Below are 23553 nucleotides of genomic sequence, written 5' to 3'. Positions count from 1 at the left end.
GTGGGAGCCCCGGCGTCGATTCCGGTGATCGGAACAGTTACATGTATCGATCGCGGAGTCAACGGTGGTGTAACAGATTCGCCGGTACGGGCAGCGGATGGTGAATGGCCGGGCGATGCTCCTTCGCCCGGATCCGGTGCCACCCGGAGGCCGGTACCGCCCGGTCGGTGACGTCGCGAGCGCCCGCCGGGCGCGCTCACGTCAGGGACGGTGTACGCGCAGGCCGTCGACGAGGATCGACAGCAGTCGCGGCCCTCGGGCGTCGAGTTCGGCGTCGTCCACGCGCGTCAGCCAACCGATGAGCACGATGACGTCCCGGGCTTCGGCATCAGCGCGGATGCTGCCGTCCGCGCGGCCCGCGGCCAGCAGCATCTCCACCGCCGCACCGATCGGACCGAGGCTGTGGGCGGCGAGGTCGCGCCCCGTCGCCGCCTCGACGGCGGCGAACACGTCGCGTTTGACGCGAGCGTAGGCGGCCACCCGGTCGAACCATGCCGCCAGCGCCGCCAACGGCGGGCGAGCGGCCAGCAGGTGGCCGGCCGCGTCGACCAGGTCGTCCACCTCGCGGCGGTACACCTCGACGAGAAGGTCCTCCCGGGTGGGGAAGTGCCGGTACAGCGTGCCCTGCCCGATGCCGCAGGCCTTCGCGACGGCGTTGAGCTTCAGCTCACCGGGCTCGTGCACCAGTTCGCGGGCCGCCTGCAGGATCCGTTCGCGGTTGCGCCGCGCGTCGGCACGCGCCACCGCGGCGCCCCGGGCCGAAGCAGACACGTGTCCGCTGGGCTCGACATCGTAACCGGACATGTGTCCAGTCTAACCCGAGGAGCCGCACGACCATCTCCGGCAAGGTCGGTCATCGCCGTTCCGCCGGTGACCGCCCGCTCCCGCCGGCCGGCATGGCGGCTCGGCAGCCGCAGGACAGGGGCACCAGGTCTCGACGCCCGGGCGCGCGCCCGCGCGACCGGTGGTGCCGGTATGCACCACCGGCCGCGCGGGCGGTCAGCGACGCCGGGTCAGCCCCGGCGCAGCACCGCCAGGAACATCGCGTCCGTGCCGTGCCGGTGCGGCCAGAGCTGCACCGTCGGCCCGTCACCCAGCCCCGGCATGCCGGCCGGCAGCAGCGGACGGGCGTCGACGAAGTCGACCGGCAGGCCGCACCGGCGGGCCGCCTCGGTCACCGTCACGTGCGTCTCCACCGTGTGCGGGGAGCAGGTGACGTAGGCGACCAGACCACCCGGGCGGACCGCCTTCAGCGCCGCGGTCAGCAGCTCCCGCTGCAACCGGGTCAGCGGCGGCAGGTCGGACGGCTGCCGCCGCCAGCGCGACTCCGGCCGGCGGCGCAGCGAACCCAGCCCGGTGCAGGGGGCGTCGACCAGGACCCGGTCGAAGTGCCCCTCGGGCAGCTTCGGGTCCGCGCCCACCGTCCGCCCGTCGGTGGCCAGCACGGCCACCGGCAGTCCCCGGGTGGCCTGCTCGACCAGCCGGGCCCGGTGCTCGGCCACCTCCACCGCGGTCAGCCGGGCACCCCGTTGTGCGGCGATCGCACCGAGCAGACCGGCCTTGCCGCCCGGGCCGGCGCACAGGTCCAGCCAGCGGCCGTCCGGGCCGTCCAGTGGCGCGCTCGCCAGGGCGTTCGCCACCAGCTGGGAGCCCTCGTCCTGGACGTGCGCCCGCCCCTCGACGACCGCGCGCAGGTCGCCCGGCGCGCCGCCGGGCAGATAGACGGCGTACGGGGAGAACGCCCCCGGGGCGCCGCCCACCTCGTCGGCCAGCTCGACCGGGTCGGCCAGGCCGGGCCGCGCGCACAGGTGCACCGGTGGCCGCTCGTTGTCCTCGATGAGCAGCCGTTCCGTCTCGGCGAGGTCCCCACCGAGCGCCTCGGCGAAGGCCCGCACGATCCACTGTGGGTGGCTGTACGCCAGCGCCAGGTGGCCGACCGGGTCGGTCTGGCGGTCCGGGGCGAGCTTCGCCACCCAGCCGTCGTGGTCCCGGGTGGTGATCTCCCGCAGCACCGCGTTGGCGAACCCGGTCGCCCCCGGGGCCACCGAGCGGACCAGGTCGACGGTGGAGGAGACCGCGGCGTGCGCCGGCACCCGGGTGTGCAGGAGCTGGTACGCCCCGATCCGCAGCGCGTCGCGTACCGGCGGGTCGATCCGCTGCACGTCCCGGCCGGCCGCGTCGGTGATGATCGCGTCCAGGGTGCCGGTGTGCCGCAGCGTGCCGTAGGTCAGCTCGGTGGCGAAGGCGGCGTCCCGACCGGCCAGCCCCTCCTCGCGCAGCATCGCCGGCAGCACCAGGTTGGCGTACGCGTCGTCCCGGTGGACCGCCGCGACGGCCTGGTACGCGACGTGCCGGGGCAGGTCGACAGCCGGTCGGACCGGCCGCCGGTCGAACCCCTGGCGGTCCCCGCCGCGCGCGCGGTCCCCGCCGGTCCGCCCGCCGCGCGGGCGGTCCCCGCGCGGGTACTGGTCGCCGCGTTCGGCGACCGCTCGCCGCGGCCGGCGTCCCGCGGCCCGTCGGACGATCGCGCCGGGCCACGCCGGCCCCTCGTCGGCGACGCGTTCACGCCGCGGCTCGACGGCCCCGTCACGCGAGGTTCCTCGCCGGTGGCGACGCGGACGCCGCGCGCCCAGTCGCTCGCCGACATGGCCTTCTTGCCGGCCGCCCGCACCTCGCCGAGCTGCACCGGAACGGTGGCGGTACCCGCCAGCACCCGGGACTTCTCGACCTGCAGCTCACCGGGCTTCAGGTCGGGGCCGTTCGCCACCGGGGTCACCGGACCCAGCTTCACCCGGTCGCCCCGGAAGGTCGTCCACGGCCCGGGGGCCGGGGTGCAGGCACGGATCCGCCGGTCGACGGCGAAGGCCGGATCACCCCAGCGCACCCGGGCGTCCTCCACGGTCAGCTTCGGCGCCAGGGACACCCCGTCGGCGGGCTGCGGCTCGGCGCGGGCGGTGCCCGCCCCGATCGCGTCGAGGACGGCCACCAGCAGCCCCGCCCCGGAGTGGGCGAGCCGCTCCAGCAGGTCACCGGAGGTGTCGGTCGGGCGGATCTCGTCGGTCAGCGTGCCGTACACCGGGCCGGTGTCCAGCCCGGCCTCCAGCTGGAACACGCTGGCCCCGGTCAGCTCGTCGCCGTGCAGGACGGCGTGCTGCACGGGCGCGGCGCCCCGCCAGGCCGGCAGCAGCGAGAAGTGCAGGTTGACCCAGCCGTGCCGGGGGATCTCCAGCGCCACCGGCGGCACCAGCGCCCCGTACGCGACCACCGGCACGCAGTCCGGGGCGAGCGCGCGGAGCCGGTCCAGGAACTCCGGCTCCCGGGGCTTCGCCGGGGTGAGCACCTCGACGCCGTGCGCGTCGGCCCAGGCGCCGACGGGCGAGCGGGCCAGACCCCGACCGCGCCCGGCCGGGGCGTCGGGGCGGGTGACCACGGCCAGCAGCTCGTGGCCGGACGCGGCGACGGCCTCGAGAGCGGGAACGGCGACGGCCGGCGTGCCGGCGAAGACCAGACGCATACCGGTCACCGCCCCAGACCGAAGGGGTTCCCCGCGGCGTGCGGGTTCAGCTTGACCGTGGGCGGCGTGGCCGGGTCGTACCACTCGGCCTGGCGGATCGCCTTCATCGCGGCCTTGCGGCCGGCCGGGTCCAGCCGGTCGACGAAGAGCACCCCGTCGAGGTGGTCGGTCTCGTGCTGCACGCAGCGGGCCATCAGCCCGGTGCCGACGATCTGCATCGGGTCGCCGTAGCCGTTGAAGCCCTTGGCGATCACGTTCTGCCGGCGCTTGGTGTCGAAGTAGAGGCCCGGGATGGAGAGGCACCCCTCCGGGCCGTCCTGCTCCTCGGCGTCCGGGAACTCCAGCACCGGGTTGACCAGGTGACCGACGACGTCGTCGACGTCGAAGGTGAAGACCCGCAGGCCCACCCCGAGCTGCGGCGCGGCCAGGCCGGCCCCGCCCTGCTCGTGCATCGTGTCGGTGAGATCGGCGATCAACGTGCGCAGCTCGACGTCGAAGTCGACCACCGGATCGGCCGGCGTGCGCAGCACCGGATCCCCGAACAGACGGATGGGCTGAACGGTCACGCGGGGTGGCTCCTTAACTGGGACGGGTGGTGCCGTACCAGTCTACGGAGTCCCCGGAGCCGCCCCGGCCGGCGTACCGCGATCGGTGACCGGGGGCTCCTCACCCACGGTGACCGGCAGGGTGGCGTAGCCGCGCAGGGTCAGCCGGACCCGGCGCTCCGGCTCGCCGGCCAGGGCCAGGCCGGGCAGCCGACGCAGCAGCTGCGGGAAGGCCACCTGCGCCTCCAGTCGGGCCAGCCCCGCGCCGAGGCAGTAGTGCGGGCCGGCGCCGAAGGAGAGCGGGTGGATCTGCGGCCGCCACGGGTCGAACCGGTGCGGCTCCGGATAGCGCCGGGGATCCCGGTTGGCGGCCCCGAGCATGAGGATCAGCCAGCTGCCGGCGGGCAGGTCGAGCCCGCCGTACCGGGTCGGGGCGGTGCTCATCCGCGAGGTGAGCTGGACGGGTGAGTCGTAGCGCAGCAGCTCGTCGACGTAGTCGGGGGCGAACTCGGGATGACCGCGCAGCGCGGCGGCCGCCCGGGGATGCTCCAGCAGCACCACCAGGCCGTTGCCGAGCAGGTTGGTGGTCGTCTCGAAACCGGCCACCAGCAGCACCACCAGGTTGGCCAGCAGCTCGTCTCCGGAGAGCCGCTCGCCGTCGGCGTCGTGCACCTGCACCAGGGCGGTGGTCAGGTCGTCGGCCGGGGCGCGCCGGCGCGCCTCGACCAGCTCGACGAAGTAGTCGCGCAGCTCGACGGCACCGCGGTCGGCGACCGCCAGCTCCTCGGACGTGATCTCCGGCTCCAGCACGCCGGTCAGGTCGGACGCCCACCGGCGGAACAGCGGCCGGTCCGCCGCCGGCACGCCGAGCAGCGCGCAGATCACGCCGACCGGCAGCGGGTACGCGAAGTCGGCCATGAAGTCGACCGGCTCCCCGGCGCGGCCCCGGTCCCGCATCCGGTCGATCAGCTCGTCGGCCTGCGCCACCGCCACGTCCCGCAGGCCGGCGATCCGGCGGGGCGTGAACGCGCCGGCCGCGAGTCGCCGCATCCGGCTGTGGTCCGGCGGGTTGGTGCGCAGCATGGAGCGGGAGATCGACAGCACCGCCGGGCTGTCCCGCCAACCGGGCAGGAACTGGTCGCGCAGGTCGTCGTCCATCACCCCGAACCGGGGGTCGCGCAGGATCTCGTCGGCCTCGGCATAGCCGGTGACCGCGTAGAAGACCGGACCGGCCTGCGCCACCGGGCCGTGCGCGCGCAGCCGCTCGTACGTCGGATAGGGGTCGATCCGGCCCTGCGGCGACATCAGCAGGGCGAGAGCGTCGGCGGCGTCCACGATCGGCCTCCCCGGGCGTCGGAAGCCTCCATCATGCGCCCGTACGTCCGGTTCCCGCGATCCCGGACCGCCGCCGGGTCGCGGTCAGGCGCCGGTGCCCGGCTCCCCGGCGAGCACCGCGGCCCCGCCGAGCAGGGCGTGCTCGGGCAGCGGGAGGGTGATCCCGTGCGCGGCCTCCCAGTCGTGGATGAGGCCGGGCCGGGCCTGGGCGGCGAAGTAGTCGACCGCGCTCAGCCCGCCGACGACCGGCTCGTCGACCTCGGCGACCAGCCGGGCCGGGACCATCGGGAAGCCGCTGGAGATCGCCGCGCTGAGCCGGCGGTGCCCGTCGACGACGAAGAAGTACTCCCCCGTGTAGCCGATGGTCAGCGGCTCCAGGGCCTCGTCGCCGGCCCCGGCGACCTCGTCGACGAACTCGGAGTCCCCGAGGCCACGCAGGGTGGCGATGTCCTCGGTCGGATAGACCCGGCGCGGGTCGAGCAGCAGCAGCGGCGGGCCGTCCCGCAGCACGTCCGCGCCGAGGCGCCCCTCGTACGCGTCGACGATGTGCGTGATCACCTGCTCGGGGTTCGCCCGGGTGGTGTCGCAGATCAGGTCGTAGTTGCGCAGCCGGGCCTTGTCCACGCCGTAGCGGAGGATGAACCGGTTGCGCTCGCTCTCGCTGCGCTCCCGGAGCTTGGCCTTCGCCTCCTCCAGGGAGGTGTAGCTCTCGGCCGGACCGGACGGGCGGGCGAGCACCCGCCGGGCCGCCTCGGTCGGCTCGGTGATCATGTGCACCTTGAGCGCGTTGGTGAAGAAGTGCCAGGCCAGCCGGGAGTCCATGACGAGGCTCTCCCCGGAGGCGGCGATGTCGCGCTGGAGCTGGTCGACATAGCCGTCGACCGCCTGGTCCAGCTCGGCGTGCAGGTTGAGCTGGAGCGCGGTCATCTGCCGGTCCTGCGCCATCTGCCGGTAGAGGTCGCCGACGCTGACCCGGCGCAGCCCCAGCCGCTCGGCGATCTCGACGGAGACGGTGCTCTTGCCGCTGCCGAGGTCACCGTTGAAGACGATCGATTGACGAACGGTCACGACTGGTCCACCCCTGATCACCGGCTGGTTGACATCATCGATGTGGCTTCGGCTCGACGCGTTCGGAGTCCTCCGCCGGCGCGGCGCGTCTGACGCCGTGCCGTGACGGGAGCCGTCGTACGCCCGGGCATGACGGGCGATGCTATCACGCAGCTTCCACCCAATTGCCGGACGACGTGTCCGTCAAACCCCAGCTCACCACGGTTGGCGACGGCCCCGGTGCGCCCCGTCACCGGGGAACCGGTCGCTGCCGGACGGACGGCGGACGGTCAGAAGAGGCTCAGTGGGTCGACCTGGAGGCGGACCGGGTCGGCGGCCTTGCGGGCGCTGCGCTGACCGGCGGCGGCGTGCAGCGCCTCGGCCAGGGCGGCGGCCCGCGCCCGGGGCACCCGGACCAGCATCCGTTCCTTCCCCTCGTCGGCCGGCACCGGCCGAGCACCTCGGCGTCGTCGGGCAGCCGCGCCGGCGAGCAGGTCGGCCACCGCCTCGGCCATGCCGGTGACGCTGGCCATCTTCACCGCCGGCGGGAAACCCAGCTCCCGTCGTTCGGCCAGCTCCCGGGCGGCGAACCAGGCCGCGTCCCAGCGCAGCAGCGCCTGCACCGGCGCGAGCGCGCCGTCGGCGACCACCACCACCCGGCCACCGGCGCCGGCCGGCCGGGCCAGCGCGGCGGCGGTCAGCCACCGGCGCAGCGCCTCCTCCCCGGCCCGCAGGTCGGCCCGGGTGAGCAGGGCCCAGGAGTCGAGCAGCAGCACCGCGCCGTAGCCCCCCTCGGCCACCGGCTCCGCGCCCGGGGTGGCGATCACCAGGCCGGCGCCCTCGGGCACCGAGGCGAGCACCTCCTCCCGGCCGGACGTGCGGACCGGCACGCCGAGGAAGGCCGCCCCAGTTCCTCGGCGGTCCGCCGGGCACCGGTGACCGAGGCGCGCAGCCGCCGCCCACCGCACTCCGGGCAGGCGTACGCGGCGGCGACCCGGCCGCACCAGCGACAGGCCGGCGTGCCGCGGCCGACGGCAACGCGAGCGGGCCCGCGCAGTGCGGGCAGCGGGCCGGGGTCCGGCAGTCCGCGCAGGCCACCGAGGGCAGGTAGCCGCGGCGGGGCACCTGCACCAGCACCGGGGCGTCGGCACGCAGGGTGTCCGCGCGGTCGTCCAGGCCAGGCTGGGCAGCCGGGCAGTCGCCGCGCCCGGGTCGCGGGCCAGCTGCGGGTCGTCGCCGGTCGGGGCGATCGCCGGGGTGCGCGCCCGCACGGTCGCCCGGTCGGCCACCACCTCCGCGCCCAGCCGGTCTCCACCAGCAGCTGCGCCTCGGCGGTGCGGGCGTAGCCGCCGACCAGGGCGGCCGCGTCGGCGAGCTGGGCCCGGGTGAGCAGCACCTCCCGGGCGTGCGGATAGGGCGACCGGGGTTCGGCATGCAGGTCGTCGCCGTCGTCCCAGATCGCCACCAGGCCGAGCCGGTCGACGGGGGCGAACATGGCGGCCCGGGTGCCGATCACCACCGGCACGTCGCCGCGCCGGGCGGCGAGGAAGGCGCGGTAGCGACGGGCCGGGCCGAGCGCGGCGGAGAGGCAGACGTGCCGGTCCGGTCCGAGGGTGGCGGTGAGCGCGGCGTCGAGCCGGTCCAGGTCGCGGGCGTCGGCCACCACGACGACCGCGCCCCGGCCACCGGCACGGTGGCGGCGACGGCGTCGGCGTACCGGTCGGCCCAGTCCTCTCCGGCGAGGGCGGACCAGACGGCCCAGGCGCGCGCCCGTCGGCCAGTGCGCGCAGCAGCGCCGGCCCGGCCGGGTAGTCCCGCCAACCGCGCGGGTCCACGGGTCGCCGCCGGGCGCGGAGCCGACGGTCGGCAGCGCCGCAACGGTCGGCACGGTCACCGGCGACGCCTCGCCGGGGCCGTCCAGCCCGACCGCGCGTCGGGTGCCGGCGGAGCGTCGAAAGCCGGCGGGGTGGCGGCGGGGCGGGCGGCGAGGTCTTTCTCCACCCGGGCGTGCCGGGGCGGGACGGCGAGGCGGAGGACGTCGGCGAGGCTGCCGGCGTACCGGTCGGCGACGGCCCGGGCCAGCCGGGCCACCTCCGGGGCCAGGACCGGCTCCGGCGACACCACCTTCTCCAGGTACGCCAGCCGGGGGTGGTCGGACCGCTCGGCCCGCGCCAGCAGCCAGCCGTCCACCAACTGCCCGGCGAAGCGCACCTTCACCCGCACCCCGGGGACGGCCTCGGCGTCGAGCTCGGCCGGCACCAGGTAGTCGAAGGGGCGGTCCAGGTGCGGCAGGGGCACGTCCACGCAGACACGAGCGACCGGCGACCCGTCAGCGGGTCGCCGGTCGCTGCGCCTGGTGGCGGTCAGGCTCCCGCGGCCGACTTGAGGTCGGCGGCCCGGTCGGTGCCCTCCCAGGTCAGGTCCGGCAGCTCCCGGCCGAAGTGGCCGTAGGCGGCGGTCTGCTGGTAGATCGGGCGGAGCAGGTTGAGGTCCCGGATGATCGCGGCCGGGCGCAGGTCGAAGACCTCGGTGACGGCCTTCTCGATCGAGGCGACCGGGACGGTCTCGGTGCCGAACGTCTCGATGAACAGGCTCACCGGGTGGGCCTTGCCGATCGCGTACGCGACCTGCGCCTCGCAGCGCTCGGCCAGGCCGGCGGCGACCACGTTCTTGGCCACCCAGCGCATCGCGTACGCGGCGGAGCGGTCGACCTTGGACGGGTCCTTGCCGGAGAAGGCGCCGCCGCCGTGGCGGGCGTAGCCGCCGTAGGTGTCGACGATGATCTTGCGGCCGGTCAGGCCGGCGTCGCCCATCGGGCCACCGATCTCGAAGCGCCCGGTCGGGTTGACCAGCAGCCGGTAGCCCTCGGTGTCCAGGCCGAGGCTCTCCAGCTCGGGGGCGATGACGTGCTCGCGCACGTCCGGGGTGAGCAGCGACTCCAGCGAGATGTCCGCGGCGTGCTGGCTGGAGACCACGACCGTGTCGAGGCGGACCGGGCGCAGCCCGTCGTAGGAGATGGTGACCTGGGTCTTGCCGTCCGGCCGCAGGTAGGGGATGGTGCCGTCCTTGCGGACCGCGGAGAGCCGCCGGGCCAGCCGGTGCGCCAACGCGATCGGCAGCGGCATCAGCTCGGGCGTCTCCGAGCAGGCGAAGCCGAACATCATGCCCTGGTCGCCGGCGCCCTGCGCGTCGAGCGCGCTCTCCGACGACCCGGTACGCAGCTCGAAGGCGTTGTCGACACCCTGGGCGATGTCCGGGGACTGCGCGCCGATCGAGACGCTGACGCCGCAGGACGCGCCGTCGAAGCCCTTCTTCGACGAGTCGTACCCGATCCCCAGGATGGTCTCCCGGACGATGGTCGGGATGTCCGCGTACGCCTTGGTGGTCACCTCACCCGCGACATGCACCTGACCGGTGGTGATCAGGGTCTCGACCGCGACCCGGCTGTGCGGGTCCTGGGCGAGCAGCGCGTCGAGAATGCCGTCGCTGATCTGGTCGGCGATCTTGTCCGGGTGGCCTTCCGTGACCGATTCGGACGTGAAGAGACGTGTCACGGCACTCCTAAGCGTGTGAATACTCTTGAACGGTCGCTCCGCGGCAGTTTAGTCACCGTCTTCTAGGGTGACTTACCGAATACGAATGTGACCAGCGTTCAGGATTGCTCTGTCAGTCGGGTCACCACGAGGTCCCAGACGCCGTCGGCGAGGTCCTCCTTGGACCGCTCGGGCAGCCGGTGCACGGACCCGTCGGAGCCGATCACGGTCGCCGCGTTGGTGTCGGCGCCGAAGACCTTGTCCACGCCCACCTCGTTGATGACGACGAGGTCCGCCCGCTTGCGGGCGAGCTTGGCCCGGCCGTTGGCCTCGGCGTCGCCGGTCTCCGCGGCGAACACCACCAGCACCTGCTCGGGCCGGCGGCACCGGCCCAGCTCGGCGGCGATGTCCGGGTTGGTGACCAGGGCGATCGTCGGTGCGCTGCCGTCGTCCGCCTTCTTGATTTTGCCAGTGGCGTACGTCGCCGGGCGGAAATCGGCGGGAGCCGCCGCCATCACCACGGCGTCGGCGTCGGCGGCCGCCGCCAGGGTGGCCTTGCGCAGCTCCTCGGTGGTGCCGACCCGGACCACGTCGACCCCGGCCGGGTCGGCCAGCGACACGTTGGCCGAGACCAGGGTGACCCGGGCGCCACGGGCGACGGCGGCGCGGGCGAAGGCGTACCCCTGCTTGCCGGAGGAGCGGTTGCCGAGGAACCGGACCGGGTCGAGCGGCTCGCGGGTGCCGCCTGCGGTGACCACCACGTGCCGGCCGGCGAGGTCGGCCGGGGCGGCGACGCCCCGGGCGAGGGCCCGGCGGGCGACCGCGAAGATCTCCGCCGGGTCGGGCAGCCGGCCCTTGCCGGTGTCGGCGCCGGTGAGCCGGCCGACGGCCGGTTCGATCACCCGCACGCCCCGGGACCGCAGGGTCGCGACGTTGGCGACGGTGGCCGGGTGCTCCCACATCTCGGTGTGCATCGCCGGGGCGAGCAGGACGGGGCAGCGCGCGGTCAGCAGCGTATTGGTGAGCAGGTCGTCGGCGAGACCGTGGGCGGCCTTGGCGAGCAGGTCGGCCGTGGCGGGCGCGACCACCACCAGGTCGGCGTGCTGGCCGAGCCGGACGTGCGGCACCTCGTGCACGTCGGACCAGACGTCGTCGGCGACCGGCCGGCCCGAGAGTGCCGCCCAGGTCGGCGCCCCGACGAACCGGAGCGCCGACGCGGTCGGCACGACACGGACCCGGTGGCCCGACTCGGTGAAGAGCCGCAGCAGCTCACACGCCTTGTAGGCGGCGATGCCACCGCCGACCCCGAGGACGATCTCGGCGGACATCGACGCGGACGGGCTTACGGCTGGTCGGTCGGCTCGGCGGTGAGCAGGCCCGCGTTGATCTCACGCATGGCGATCGAGAGCGGCTTCTCCTGCGGGGTGGTCTCCACGAGCGGGCCGACGTATTCCAGCAGGCCCTCGCCGAGCTGGCTGTAGTAGGCGTTGACCTGGCGCGCACGCTTGGCCGCGAAGATCACGAGCGCGTACTTCGAGGTGGTCTTCTCGAGCAGCTCGTCGATCGGCGGGTTGGTGATGCCTTCGGGGTTGGCGATGGATCCCACGAAATAACCTCTGCGTCTCTTCACCGCGCGAGCGCGGTGGTCTCTCAACCGCGTCCGCGCGGTTGGGCCGGAGCCAGGAAGGAAGAACCGAGCAAGCCTACCAGCTCATCGGCCGCCCGCTCGGCACGGTCGTGCCGCACGGTGTGCGCGAAGGCGGCCGCGACCGCCGGGTCCGGCCGGTACGTCGGCGGGGCGAGGAGCACCAGCTGGGCATCGGGCGCCACAGTCTTGACGGCGAGCGCACCGGGCACGTCGAGCGGCAGCAGCACCGGCACCCCGGCGGCCAGCCGGTCCCGCACCCCGGCGCGCGGCGTGCCGCGCCGCACCGGTCCGGCCCGGCTCCACTCCAGCAGCGCGCCGGCGGCGACCATCCGGTCGAACGCGGCGTCGTCGAGGAAGCACCGGTGGACCCCGTCGACCTCGCCCGGCCGGGGCGGCCGGGTGATGGCCGGTACGGGCACCCAGGCACGTGCGAAACGCGCCCGGACCAGCTCGACGACACTCTCCCGACCGGCACCCGAAGGTCCCCCCAGGACAGTGAGCCGAGCCGCCGGGCGCGCCTCGTCATCCGTGCTCACTGCTTGTTTCTACACGCTGCCGCGGTCAGTTGGCGGCGAACTCTCCAAGCAGAGCCTTGCGCTGCTGCTCGCCCAGACCACGCAGCCGACGGCTGTCAGCGATCTTGAGCTTCTCCATGATCTGGGTGGCCCGGATCTTGCCGATGCCCGGCATCGCCTGGAGGACGGCCGAAACCTTCAGCTTGCCGACGACGTCGTCGGACTCGGCCCGCTCGAGGACGGTGGCGAGGGTGGTCTTGCCCTGCTTGAGCTGCTCCTTCAGCTCAGCACGGGCCTTGCGGATCTCCGCGGCCTTCTCCAGCGCGGCAGCACGCTGTTCGGGGGTCAGTGACGGGAGCGGCACCAGTTCTCCTCAGGTCCCTAACGCGGCGGGCGGGACGCACCGCCGCTTCTGTGCAACGTGGTATCGCTGACAACCAAAGGGGTCAGTGGTTCCCAGCGCGGGGAAAACTAGCGGTCGACGGCGCTTTCGGCAACGTGGGCACGCGATGATCAACGGAAAGTGACCGATCCTTCAGTCAGTCACGCGCCGGCCAGGGCCGCCCGGCAGTCCGCCAGGACCCGCTCCGCGGCGGCCCGCAGGGCGGCGGCGTCCGGGCCCGCGTGGAGCACCTCCCGGGAGTACGACGGCAGCACCGACGGAAGGCTGGAGCCGAAGACCGTCCGCAGCCCGGCGGCCGTCCCGCCCTGTGCGCCGAGGCCCGGAGCGAGCAGCGGTCCGTTCACCGCGGAGAGGTCGTGACCGGTGTCACCGATCGTCGCGCCGACCACCAGCCCGAAGCTGCCGAGCGGCTCCGCACCCCTGTTGAGCTGGGCAATCTCGTCGATCACGGTCTGCGCGACGGTCCGCCCGTCGGCCGTGACGGCGCGCTGCACGGCCGCGCCCTCGGGGTTCGAGGTGAGGGCCAGCACGAAGACACCGCCGCCGTGCGCGGCGGCCAACTCGAACATCGGGGCCAGCGAACCTACTCCCAGGTAGGGGCTGGCGGTCACCGCGTCCACATACAGCGGGCTGGATGGATCGAGGTACGCGGAGGCGTACGCGGCGACCGTCGAACCGATGTCGCCCCGCTTGACGTCCAGCAGAACGATCGAGCCGGCATCCCGCAACTGTCGGATAGTTGACTCTAAAATTCCGACACCGCGCGACCCGAAGCGCTCGAAAAAGGCCGACTGGGGCTTGACGACCGCCACCCGGTCACCCAGCGCCTCCACCACGGTCCGGCTGAACCGGTCGAGCCCCCGTACGTCGTCGGAGAGCCCCCAGCGGGCCAGCAGGCCCGGATGCGGGTCGATCCCCACGCAGAGCGGACCCCGCTCGGCCACGGCCCGGTGCAGGCGGACGCCGAAGCTCTCCATCGCGACTCTCCCTCTTCCGTCCCGCGGCACCCCGCCGCGGTGGTCGTACGGCGGTGGACGCCGCCGCTCGTCATGGTCGCGCCGGCACCGGACCGGCGGGACCGCCTCAGCCGGCCTCGACCGCCGCCGCGATCCCGGTGGCGATCCGGGCCACGTCGTCCTCGTCGGTCACGTACGGCGGCATGGTGTAGATCAGGTCCCGGAAGGGGCGCAGCCAGACGCCCCGCGCCGCCGCGGCGGCGGTGGCCCGGGCGAGGTCGACCTCGTGGTCGAGCTGCACCACGCCGATCGCCCCGAGCACCCGCACGTCGGCCACCCCCGGCGCGCCCCGCAGCGGCTCCAGGCCGGCCCGCAGTCCGTGCGCGATCGTCGCCACCCGCCCGGCCCAGTCGCCGCCGGTGAGCAGCCCGAGGGAGGCGTTGGCGACCGCGCAGGCCAGCGGGTTGCCCATGAAGGTGGGGCCGTGCGCCAGCACCCCGGCGGCGGAGATGCCGCGGGCGATCTCCGCCGTGCAGAGCGTCGCGGCCAGGGTCAGGTAGCCACCGGTCAGTGCCTTGCCCACACAGAGCACGTCGGGGGCGACCCCGGCGTGCTCGGCGGCGAACATCGCGCCGGTCCGGCCGAACCCGGTGGCGATCTCGTCGAAGACCAGCAGCACGCCGTGCGCCCGGGTCACCTCGCGCAGCACCCGCAGGTAGTGCGGGTGGTGGAACCGCATCCCGCCCGCGCCCTGCACCACCGGTTCCACGATCACCGCGGCCAACTCGTCGGCGTGCCGCTCCACCGCGTCCACCAGGGCCCGCTCGTACGCCGGGTCGGGCGGGGTGTCGACGCCGGCCGGGGGCACCGGGGCGAAGACCTGCCGGGGCAGCACGTCACCCCAGAGGTGGTGCATGCCGCCCTCGGGGTCGCAGACGCTCATCGGGTGGAAGGTGTCGCCGTGGTAGCCACCCCGCCAGGTGCCCAGCCGGCGGCGCTCCGGACGGCCGGTGGCCCGCTGGTACTGCAGGCACATCTTCACCGCGACCTCGACGCCCACCGAGCCGGAGTCGGCGAGGAAGACGTGCTCCAGGCCGTCGGGGGCCAGCTCGACCAGGGTGTGGGCCAGCCGGACCGCCGGCTCGTGGGTCAACCCGCCGAACATCACATGGCTCATCCGGCCGAGTTGGTCGGTGACGGCCGCGTCCAGCACCGGGTGGCGGTAGCCGTGGATCGCCGCCCACCAGGACGACATCCCGTCCACCAGCTCCCGACCGTCGGCCAGCCGCAGCCGTACGCCCTCGGCGCTCTCCACCACGTACGGCGGGGCGGCCGGCGGCAGCGCCGCGTACGGGTGCCAGACGTGCGCCCGGTCGGCGGCCAGGATCTCCTCGGGCGTCATGCACTCCCCCTCGTACCCTCGCGCGGGCCGGCGGCCGCCGGCCCGCTCGGACGGTGAGGCCGACCGGCCGGCGGCCGGCGAGGCCGGACTGTCCCGGCCTGCCGGGTGGCGAGCCGGCGGGGTCGGCCGGCCCCGGCGCGCCGCCTTTGCTCTGCTGACACCGACGCGGCGGCCGTCGTCCGACATCCGGACGTCAGGTGCTGCGTCGGTGGGTCAGAGCAGAGGCACGCCGCGCCACCTCGCCCGACCCGGAGCCACCGCCGGCCGGACCGCACCCGCCGCCGGCCGGCGGCGGCTCACCGTCGGCCGGCCGGCACCGCCGGCGCGTCCGTCGCCGCGCGGGCGATGGCCCGGACCAGCGCCGGACCCCGGTAGATGAACCCGGTGTAGAGCTGGACCAGGCTGGCGCCGGCGTCGAACATCCGCGCCGCGTCGTCCGGGTCGAGGAGTCCGCCCACCCCGACGACGGGCAGTCGCCCCCCGGTCTCCCGGTGCACGAAGGAGACCACCTCGCGGGCGCGTCCGGTCAGCGGACGCCCGGAGAGGCCGCCGGCCTCCCCGCCCCGCTCCCGGTCGGCCGGCGCCAGACCGTTCCGGGACAGCGTGGTGTTGGTCGCGATCACCCCGGCCGCGCCCCGGTCGAGGCAGACCTCCAGCAACTCGGCGATGGCCGGCTCGGTCAGGTCCGGGGCGATCTTCACCAGCACCGGCTTCTCCCCCACCAGCGCCGTGAGCAGCGCGTCCAGGTGCGACCGGTCCTGCAGGGACCGCAGCCCCGGCGTGTTCGGCGAGGAGACGTTGACCGCGAAGTAGTCCCCGTGCCCCTTCAGCGCCCGGTAGGAGGCCAGGTAGTCCTCGACCGCCTGGTCCAGCGGGGTCACCTTGGACTTGCCGAGCGAGATGCCCAGCGGCACGCCGATCGGTCGCGGCAACGCCGCGAGCCGGGTGGCGAGGGCCGCCGCGCCGGCGTTGTTGAACCCCATCCGGTTGACCACGGCCTCGCTGTCGCGCAGCCGGAACAGCCGTGGTCGGGGGTTGCCCGGCTGGGCGTGCGCGGTGACCGTGCCGACCTCGACGAAGCCGAAGCCCAGCGCCGGCCAGGCCGGCAGCGCCATGCCGTCCTTGTCCATCCCGGCCGCCAGCCCCACCGGGTTCGGGAACCGGACGCCGAAGACCGTGCGCGGGGCGTCGACCGCGTACCGGGCGCGCAGCGCCGCGAGGGCCACCGGCCGGCGGGACACGCCCGCCAGCCGGTGCAGCGTCCACTCGTGCGCCCGCTCGGCGTCGCCGCCCCCGATCCGGAACAGCTGCGGGCGTACCAGCCGCTCGAAGATCACTGGGCGGCCCGCAGCGCGGCGTGCAGTTCCTGGAGCGGGCGGACCCGCATGTCACCGCGGATCCGCGCCTCGATGCCCATCACCGCCGCCGCCGCACCCGGCACCGTGGTGATGCACGGGATGTCCGCGGTGACGGCGGCGCTGCGGATCTCGTACCCGTCGGAGCGGGCGCTCGCGCCCGAGCCCTGCGGGGTGTTCACCACCAGCGCCACGTCGCCGCCGAGGATCAGCGACACCGCGTCCTCGCCCTCGCCCGCCTCGTAGTGCTTGCGGATCTGCTCGCAGGCGATGCCGTGCCGGCGCAGCACCTCGGCCGTGCCGGTGGTGGCGACGATCTCGAAGCCCAGGTCCGCGAGGCGCTTGATCGGGAAGATCATGCCCCGCTTGTCCCGGTTGGCCACCGAGACGAAGATCTTCCCGGCGGTCGGCAGCGACCCGTACGCGGCGGACTGGGACTTGGCGAAGGCGTGCCCGAAGTTGGTGTCGATGCCCATCACCTCGCCGGTGGACTTCATCTCCGGGCCGAGCAGCGAGTCGATGCCCTTGCCGGACGGGGTGCGGAACCGCTTGAACGGCAGCACCGCCTCCTTCACCGCGATCGGGGCGTCCGCCGGCATCGTGCCGCCGTCCCCGGTCGCCGGGAGCAGCCCCTCCGCACGCAGCTCGGCGATGGTGGCGCCGAGCGCGATCCGGGCCGCCGCCTTGGCCAGCGGCACCGCCGTCGCCTTGGAGACGAACGGCACCGTCCGGGACGCCCGCGGGTTCGCCTCCAGCACGTAGAGCATGTCGTCCTTGAGGGCGTACTGGACGTTCAGCAGGCCCTTCACGCCGACGCCCCGGGCGATCGCCTCGGTGTAGCGGCGCACCTGCGCCAGGTGCGAGCCGGCCAGGGTGATCGGGGGCAGCGCGCAGGACGAGTCGCCGGAGTGGATGCCGGCCTCCTCGATGTGCTCCATGACGCCACCGAGGTAGACGTCACCGTCGGCGTCGACCAGCGCGTCCACGTCGATCTCGATGGCGTCGTCGAGGAAGCGGTCCACCAGCACCGGGTGGTCCGGGGAGATGTCGGTGGCCCGGCCGATGTAGTCGCGCAGCGTGGCGTCGTCGTACACGATCTCCATGCCCCGACCGCCGAGCACGTACGACGGCCGGACCAGCACCGGGTAACCGATCTCGTCGGCGATCGCCTTCGCCTCGTCGTACGAGGTGGCCATGCCGTGCGCGGGGGCGCGCAGCCCGGCCCGGGCCAGCACCGCCCCGAACGCACCCCGCTCCTCGGCCAGGTGGATCGACTCTGGCGAGGTGCCGACGATCGGCACCCCGGCGTTCTTGAGCCGCTGGGCCAGGCCGAGCGGGGTCTGCCCGCCGAGCTGCACGACCACCCCGACCACGCCCGGACCACCGGCGGCCCGGCCGGAGGAGTCCTCGGACTGCCAGACCTCCAGCACGTCCTCGAAGGTCAGCGGCTCGAAGTAGAGCCGGTCGGCGGTGTCGTAGTCGGTGGAGACGGTCTCCGGGTTGCAGTTGACCATCACCGTCTCGTAGCCGACCGCCCGCAACGCCTGGACCGCGTGCACGCAGGAGTAGTCGAACTCGATGCCCTGACCGATCCGGTTCGGCCCGGAGCCGAGGATGAGCACCTTCGGGCGGTCCGAGGGCGCGACCTCGGTCTCCGAGTCGTAGCTGGAGTAGTGGTAGGGCGTGGTGGCCTCGAACTCGGCGGCGCAGGTGTCCACCGTCTTGTAGACCGGCCGGATGCCGAGCCGGTGCCGCAGCGTACGCACGCCGTCCTCGGCGGCCAGCTCGGGCCGGAGCGCGGCCAGCTGCCGGTCGGACAGGCCGGCCCGCTTGGCCCGGCGCAGCAGGTCCGCGTCCAGCACCGGGGCGGCGACGATCTCCGCGCGCAGCTCGACCAGCGCGGTGATCTGGTCCAGGAACCACGGGTCGATCCCGCCGGACGCCTCGGTCACCTCGGCGATGGAGGCACCCAGCCGCAGCGCCCGCTCGACGGTGTAGAGCCGGCCGTCGTGCGGCATCCGCAGCGCGGCGAGGGTGTTCTCCTTCGTCGCGTCCGCCGGGTCGGGGACGGTCCAGAAACCAGATGACTTGGTTTCCATCGAGCGCATCGCCTTGTTCAGCGCCTCGGTGAAGTTACGGCCCAGGCTCATCGCCTCGCCGACCGACTTCATGGTGGTGGTCAGCTCCGGGTCCGCGCCGGGGAACTTCTCGAACGCGAACCGGGGGATCTTCACCACCACGTAGTCGAGGGTCGGCTCGAACGCGGCCGGCGTCTTGAGGGTGATGTCGTTGGGGATCTCGTCCAGGGTGTAACCGATGGCCAGCTTCGCGGCGATCTTGGCGATCGGGAAGCCGGTGGCCTTCGACGCCAGCGCCGACGACCGGGACACCCGCGGGTTCATCTCGATCACGACGATCCGGCCGTCCGCCGGGTTCACCGCGAACTGGATGTTGCAGCCACCGGTGTCGACCCCGACCTCGCGCAGCACCGCGATACCCAGGTCCCGCAGGTGCTGGTACTCCCGGTCGGTCAGCGTCATGGCCGGGGCCACGGTGACGCTGTCGCCGGTGTGCACGCCCATCGGGTCGAGGTTCTCGATCGAGCAGACCACCACCACGTTGTCGTGCCGGTCGCGCATCAGTTCGAGCTCGTACTCCTTCCAGCCGAGCACGCTCTCCTCGATGAGCACCTCGTGCACCGGGCTGGCGGCCAGGCCGGCGCCGGCGATGCGCTCCAGGTCCTCGTCGGTGTGCGCCATGCCGGAGCCCAGGCCGCCCATGGTGAACGACGGCCGGATCACCACCGGCAGGCCCAGCTCGGCAACGGTCTCCCGGACCTCGTCCATCGAGTGGCAGACCCGGGAGCGCGGGGTCAGCGTGGCCGGGTCCTCGACGCCGAGCCGTACGCCGGCCTTCGCGACGATGTCCTTGAACAGCTGCCGGTCCTCGCCGCGGTTGATCGCCTCGATGTTGGCGCCGATCAGCTCGACGCCGTACTTCTCCAGCACGCCCGAGGAGTGCAGGGCGACCGCGGTGTTCAGCGCGGTCTGCCCGCCCAGGGTGGGCAGCAGCGCGTCGGGGCGCTCCTTGGCGATGACCAGCTCGACGAACTCCGGGGTGATCGGCTCGACGTAGGTGGCGTCGGCGAACTCCGGGTCGGTCATGATGGTGGCCGGGTTGGAGTTGACCAGGCTGACCCGGATCCCCTCGCTGCGCAGCACCCGGCACGCCTGGGTGCCGGAGTAGTCGAACTCGCAGGCCTGACCGATGACGATCGGCCCGGAGCCGATCACCATGATGTGCTTGAGGTCGGTGCGCTTAGGCATTCTTACCGCCTTCGATGAGCTCGGCGAAGCGGTCGAAGAGGTAGTCCGCGTCGTGCGGGCCGGCCGCCGCCTCCGGGTGGTACTGGACGGTGAAGGCGGGCACGTCCAGCGCCCGCAGCCCCTCGACCACGTTGTCATTGAGGCAGACGTGTGACACCTGGACGCCACCGAACCCGGTGTCGATCACCTGGTCGGGGACCACCGCGCCAGGCCTACGGCCTGGCACCTGCACGGCGCTGAGCTCCGGTTCGCGGCCCGACACGTCGACCGCGAAGCCGTGGTTGTGGCTGGTCACCTCGACCTTGCCGGTGACCCGGTCGAGCACCGGCTGGTTGATGCCGCGGTGACCGTAGCCCAGCTTGTAGGTGCCGAAGCCGAGCGCCCGGCCGAGGATCTGGCTGCCGAAGCAGATGCCGAAGAGCGGGATCCGCCGGGTCAGCACCTCCCGGGCCAGCGAGACCGGGCCGTCGGCGGTGGCCGGGTCGCCCGGGCCGGGTGAGAAGAAGACCGCGTCGGCGCCGGTGGCGACCAGGTCGTCGATGCTCGACCCGGCGGGCAGCACGTGGGTGGTCACCCCGCGGGCGGCGAGCCGGCGCGGCACGTTCCGCTTGATGCCCAGGTCCAGGGCGGCGACGGTGAACCGGTGCTCCCCCTCGGCCGCCACCACGTACGGCTGCTCGGTGGTCACCTCGGCGGAGAGGTCCGCGCCGACCATCTGCGGCGACCGGCGGACCCGCTCCAGCAGGGCGCGCGGATCGTCGTCGACGCTGGAGATGCCGACCCGCATCGCACCGCGTTCGCGCAGGTGCCGGGTGAGCGCGCGGGTGTCGACGCCGCTGATGCCGACCACACCCTCGGCGGCGAGCCGGTCCTCCAGCCCACCGGTGGCCCGCCAGTTCGAGCCGATCCGGGCGGGGTCGCGGACCACGTACCCGGCGACCCAGATCCGGGTGGACTCGTCGTCCTCGCCGTTGACGCCGGTGTTGCCGATGTGCGGGGCGGTCTGCACCACCACCTGGCGGTGGTAGGACGGGTCGGTGAGGGTCTCCTGGTAGCCGGTCATGCCGGTGTTGAAGACCGCCTCGCCGAAGGTCTCCCCGACACTGCCGTACGCCTCGCCGTGGAACGTGCGCCCGTCCTCGAGTACGAGGATCGCGGGCCTTCTCTTGGTCATCGAACTGCCTTTCCGTCCAGGACCGTCGGCTCGCCGCGCAGGAAGGTCGCCACGATGCGACCCGGCAGCGTCATGCGGGCGTACGGGGTGTTGCGACTGCGGCTGGCCAGCTCGGCCGGTTCGATGACGCGCCGGGCGGCCGGGTCGACCAGGGTCAGGTTGGCCGGCACCCCGGGGGCGGGGTCGAGGCCGTGCCCGGTCAGGCCGGCGATCCGGGCCGGGGCCCGGGACATCCGCTCGGCGATCAGGTCCCACTGCGGGCCGAGCACGTCGAGCGCGATGGAGAGCGCCGTCTCCAGGCCGAGCATGCCCGGCCGGGCGTACGCCCACTCGCACTCCTTGTCCTCCACGGCGTGCGGGGCGTGGTCGGTGGCGATGACGTCGATCACACCCTCGGCGAGGGCGGCCCGCAGCGCGGCGATGTCGGTGGTGGTGCGCAGCGGCGGGTTGACCTTGTAGACCGGGTCGTACGTCTCGGCCTTGGTGTCGGTGAGCAGCAGGTGGTGCGGGGTGACCTCGGCGGTGACCTTCACCCCGCGCGCCTTGGCCTGGCGCAGCACCTCGACGCTGCCGGCGGTGGAGACGTGGCAGACGTGCAGCCGGCCGCCGACGTGCTCGGTGAGCAGCACGTCCCGGGCGATGATCGCCTCCTCGGCGACCGCCGGCCAGCCGGTCAGCCCGAGTCGGGTGGAGACCTCGCCCTCGTGCATCTGCGCGCCCTCGGTGAGCCGGGGCTCCTCGGCGTGCTGGGCGATGATCCCGTCGAACGCCTTGACGTATTCCAGGGCCCGGCGCATCAGCTTCGGGTCGGCGACGCAGTACCCGTCGTCGGAGAAGATCCGCACCCGGGCCGCGGAGTCGGCCATCGCGCCCAGTTCGGCGAGCCGCTCGCCGGCCAGGCCCACGGTGACCGCGCCGATCGGCTGCACGTCGACCAGCCCGGCCTCCCGGCCGAGCCGCCACACCTGCTCGACCACGCCGGCGGTGTCGGCGACCGGGGAGGTGTTGGCCATCGCGCAGACCGCGGTGTAGCCGCCGAGTGCCGCCGCCCGGGAGCCGGTCTCCACCGTCTCGGCGTCCTCGCGGCCGGGTTCGCGCAGGTGGGTGTGCAGGTCGACGAGCCCGGGCAGGGCGACCAGCCCGGTGCCGTCGAGCACGGTGGCGTCCGGCGCGGCGAGCCCGGTGCCGGTCTCCGCGACGACGCCGTCGCGGATCAGCAGGTCGGTCGGCGCGGCGCCGACGACGCTCACTCCTGTGATGAGGTACGAGGTCACCGGTTGTTCCCTCCGAGCAGCAGGTAGAGGACGGCCATCCGCACGGAGACCCCGTTGGCGACCTGTTCGACGATGGTGGAGCGGGGTGAGTCGGCGACCTCGGGCGTGATCTCCATGCCCCGGTTCATCGGACCGGGGTGCATGACGATCCCGTGCTCGGGGAGCCGGCGCATCCGTGCGCCGTCGAGGCCGTACCGGCGGGTGTACTCGCGGGCGGAGGGGAAGTAGGAGTCGTTCATCCGCTCCCGCTGCACCCGCAGCATCATCACCACGTCGACGCCTCCCAGCACGCTGTCGAGGTCGTAGGAGACGTCGGTGCCGGGCGCGAGGGCGGGCGAGATGTCGACCGGGATGAGGGTGGGCGGGCCGACCAGGGTGACCTTGGCGCCGAGGGTGGACAGCAGCAGCACGTTGGAGCGGGCCACCCGGGAGTGCAGCACGTCCCCGACGATCGCGACGTGCAGGCCGGCGAGCCGACCCAGCCGGGAGCGCATGGTGTACGCGTCGAGCAGCGCCTGCGTCGGGTGCTCGTGGGTGCCGTCGCCGGCGTTGACCACCGAGCCGTCCACCCAGTTCGCCAGCCGGTGCGGGGCCCCGGAGGCCGGGTGCCGGACGACCACCGCGTCGGCGCCCATCGCCTGGAGGGTGAGCGCGGTGTCCTTGAGGCTCTCCCCCTTGGTGACGCTGGAGCCCTTGGCGGAAAAGTTGATCACGTCGGCGCTGAGCCGCTTGGCGGCCGCCTCGAAGGAGATCCGGGTCCGGGTGGAGTCCTCGTAGAAGAGGTTGACCACGGTCCGCCCGCGCAGCGCGGGCAGTTTCTTGACCTCCCGGCCGGCGACCGTGGCCATCTCGGCGGCGGTGTCGAGGATCAGCGTGGCGTCGTCGGCGTCCAGGTCGCCGCCGGAGAGCAGGTGTCTGATCACTGGACCGGCCTCTCCTGCGCGCCGAAGAGCCGGACCTCGTCGGCGCCGTCGACCTCGGCGAGGGTGACCCTGACGTTCTCGGCGAGCGCGGTGGGGATGTTCTTGCCCACGTAGTCGGCGCGGATGGGCAGCTGCCGGTGTCCCCGGTCGACCAGGACCGCGAGCTGCACCGACGCGGGGCGGCCGACGTCGTTGAGCGCGTCGAGCGCGGCGCGGACCGTACGGCCGGAGAAGAGCACGTCGTCGACGAGGATGACCCGCTTGCCGTCGATCCCGCCGACCGGGAGCTGGGTCGGTCCGACCGCGCGGGTGGCGTGCCGGCGCAGGTCGTCGCGGTAGAGCGTGATGTCGAGCACGCCGACCGGGACGGTCACGTCCTCGAAGGTGCCGATCCGGGCGGCGAGGCGGTTCGCGAGCGGGGCGCCTCGGGTGGGGATGCCGAGCAGCACGGTGTCGGCGGCACCCTGGGTCTTCTCCAGGATCTGGTGGGCGATGCGGTCGACCACCCGCGACACGTCGGCGGCGGCGAGGATCACCTTTACCGAGGGTTGCGGTGGCGGCGTCGTCCGGGCAGCCGGTGGGTAGGCCACGGCGGACCTCCTT

Annotated in this window: 17 protein-coding genes and 3 pseudogenes; all 20 read right to left on the bottom strand. The window is 73.9% G+C overall.

The window, feature by feature from the left end:
- Window positions 1-201: 201 nt before the first annotated feature.
- The 20 genes and pseudogenes from MRQ36_RS24045 to pyrR all read right to left on the bottom strand — a co-directional run bounded on the left by MRQ36_RS24045 (window position 202) and on the right by pyrR (window position 23540).
- Window positions 202-804, bottom strand: a complete 603-nt coding sequence (locus MRQ36_RS24045) for a TetR/AcrR family transcriptional regulator (RefSeq protein ID WP_242798936.1) — start codon at window positions 802-804, stop codon at window positions 202-204.
- Window positions 805-1013: 209 nt separating this feature from the next.
- Window positions 1014-2538: pseudogene (locus MRQ36_RS24040) on the bottom strand (RsmB/NOP family class I SAM-dependent RNA methyltransferase).
- A 61-nt stretch (window positions 2539-2599) separates the two neighbouring features.
- Window positions 2600-3514: pseudogene (fmt, locus tag MRQ36_RS24035) on the bottom strand (methionyl-tRNA formyltransferase); the annotation flags it as partial.
- A 5-nt stretch (window positions 3515-3519) separates the two neighbouring features.
- Entirely contained in the window at window positions 3520-4080 is a 561-nt protein-coding gene (def, locus tag MRQ36_RS24030) for a peptide deformylase (protein ID WP_242798934.1), read from the bottom strand.
- Window positions 4081-4122: 42 nt separating this feature from the next.
- Window positions 4123-5394 carry a cytochrome P450 gene (locus MRQ36_RS24025; protein WP_242798932.1) on the bottom strand — a complete coding sequence of 424 codons (1272 nt, stop codon included), beginning with the start codon at window positions 5392-5394 and terminating at the stop codon, window positions 4123-4125.
- An 84-nt stretch (window positions 5395-5478) separates the two neighbouring features.
- Window positions 5479-6462 carry an AAA family ATPase gene (locus tag MRQ36_RS24020; RefSeq protein WP_242798930.1) on the bottom strand — a complete coding sequence of 328 codons (984 nt, stop codon included), beginning with the start codon at window positions 6460-6462 and terminating at the stop codon, window positions 5479-5481.
- Window positions 6463-6731: 269 nt separating this feature from the next.
- Window positions 6732-8745, bottom strand: a pseudogene (locus tag MRQ36_RS24015) (primosomal protein N').
- A gap of 59 nt (window positions 8746-8804) precedes the next feature.
- Complete coding sequence (gene metK / locus MRQ36_RS24010; RefSeq protein ID WP_242798928.1) at window positions 8805-9995, bottom strand: methionine adenosyltransferase; 1191 nt, start codon at window positions 9993-9995, stop codon at window positions 8805-8807.
- A gap of 98 nt (window positions 9996-10093) precedes the next feature.
- Complete coding sequence (gene coaBC, locus MRQ36_RS24005) at window positions 10094-11302, bottom strand: bifunctional phosphopantothenoylcysteine decarboxylase/phosphopantothenate--cysteine ligase CoaBC (RefSeq protein WP_242798927.1); 1209 nt, start codon at window positions 11300-11302, stop codon at window positions 10094-10096.
- Between the two features lie 14 nt (window positions 11303-11316).
- Window positions 11317-11580, bottom strand: coding sequence for a DNA-directed RNA polymerase subunit omega (gene rpoZ / locus MRQ36_RS24000; protein ID WP_007075826.1), 264 nt, complete (start codon window positions 11578-11580; stop codon window positions 11317-11319).
- A 44-nt stretch (window positions 11581-11624) separates the two neighbouring features.
- Window positions 11625-12158, bottom strand: a complete 534-nt coding sequence (locus tag MRQ36_RS23995; RefSeq protein ID WP_242798925.1) for a guanylate kinase — start codon at window positions 12156-12158, stop codon at window positions 11625-11627.
- Between the two features lie 25 nt (window positions 12159-12183).
- Window positions 12184-12501, bottom strand: a complete 318-nt coding sequence (gene mihF / locus MRQ36_RS23990; RefSeq protein WP_013285515.1) for an integration host factor, actinobacterial type — start codon at window positions 12499-12501, stop codon at window positions 12184-12186.
- Window positions 12502-12680: 179 nt separating this feature from the next.
- A complete protein-coding gene (gene pyrF, locus MRQ36_RS23985) occupies window positions 12681-13517 on the bottom strand; it encodes an orotidine-5'-phosphate decarboxylase (RefSeq protein WP_242798923.1) in 837 nt (278 codons plus the stop codon).
- Window positions 13518-13623: 106 nt separating this feature from the next.
- Window positions 13624-14898, bottom strand: a complete 1275-nt coding sequence (locus MRQ36_RS23980) for an adenosylmethionine--8-amino-7-oxononanoate transaminase (protein WP_242798921.1) — start codon at window positions 14896-14898, stop codon at window positions 13624-13626.
- 296 nt (window positions 14899-15194) lie between these two features.
- A complete protein-coding gene (locus MRQ36_RS23975; RefSeq protein ID WP_242798919.1) occupies window positions 15195-16235 on the bottom strand; it encodes a quinone-dependent dihydroorotate dehydrogenase in 1041 nt (346 codons plus the stop codon).
- On the bottom strand, window positions 16232-19579 hold the full coding sequence (gene carB, locus MRQ36_RS23970; protein ID WP_242798917.1) for a carbamoyl-phosphate synthase large subunit: 3348 nt from the start codon (window positions 19577-19579) through the stop codon (window positions 16232-16234). The genes MRQ36_RS23975 and carB overlap by 4 nt, the downstream gene beginning before the upstream one ends.
- Complete coding sequence (carA, locus tag MRQ36_RS23965) at window positions 19572-20753, bottom strand: glutamine-hydrolyzing carbamoyl-phosphate synthase small subunit (protein ID WP_242798915.1); 1182 nt, start codon at window positions 20751-20753, stop codon at window positions 19572-19574. The genes carB and carA overlap by 8 nt, the downstream gene beginning before the upstream one ends.
- Window positions 20750-22027 carry a dihydroorotase gene (locus MRQ36_RS23960; protein ID WP_242798913.1) on the bottom strand — a complete coding sequence of 426 codons (1278 nt, stop codon included), beginning with the start codon at window positions 22025-22027 and terminating at the stop codon, window positions 20750-20752. Before MRQ36_RS23960 ends, carA begins: the two co-directional genes overlap by 4 nt.
- Window positions 22024-22950: an aspartate carbamoyltransferase catalytic subunit gene (locus MRQ36_RS23955; protein WP_242798911.1), complete on the bottom strand. Its 927-nt coding sequence runs from the start codon at window positions 22948-22950 to the stop codon at window positions 22024-22026. The genes MRQ36_RS23960 and MRQ36_RS23955 overlap by 4 nt, the downstream gene beginning before the upstream one ends.
- Window positions 22947-23540 carry a bifunctional pyr operon transcriptional regulator/uracil phosphoribosyltransferase PyrR gene (gene pyrR, locus MRQ36_RS23950; protein WP_242798909.1) on the bottom strand — a complete coding sequence of 198 codons (594 nt, stop codon included), beginning with the start codon at window positions 23538-23540 and terminating at the stop codon, window positions 22947-22949. The genes MRQ36_RS23955 and pyrR overlap by 4 nt, the downstream gene beginning before the upstream one ends.
- Window positions 23541-23553 lie beyond the last annotated feature (13 nt).

The sequence above is a fragment of the Micromonospora sp. R77 genome, from assembly GCF_022747945.1.
GTDB lineage: Bacteria > Actinomycetota > Actinomycetes > Mycobacteriales > Micromonosporaceae > Micromonospora.
Note: the sequence above shows the minus strand (reverse complement) of the source record. Positions and strands in the feature narration are given on the sequence as shown.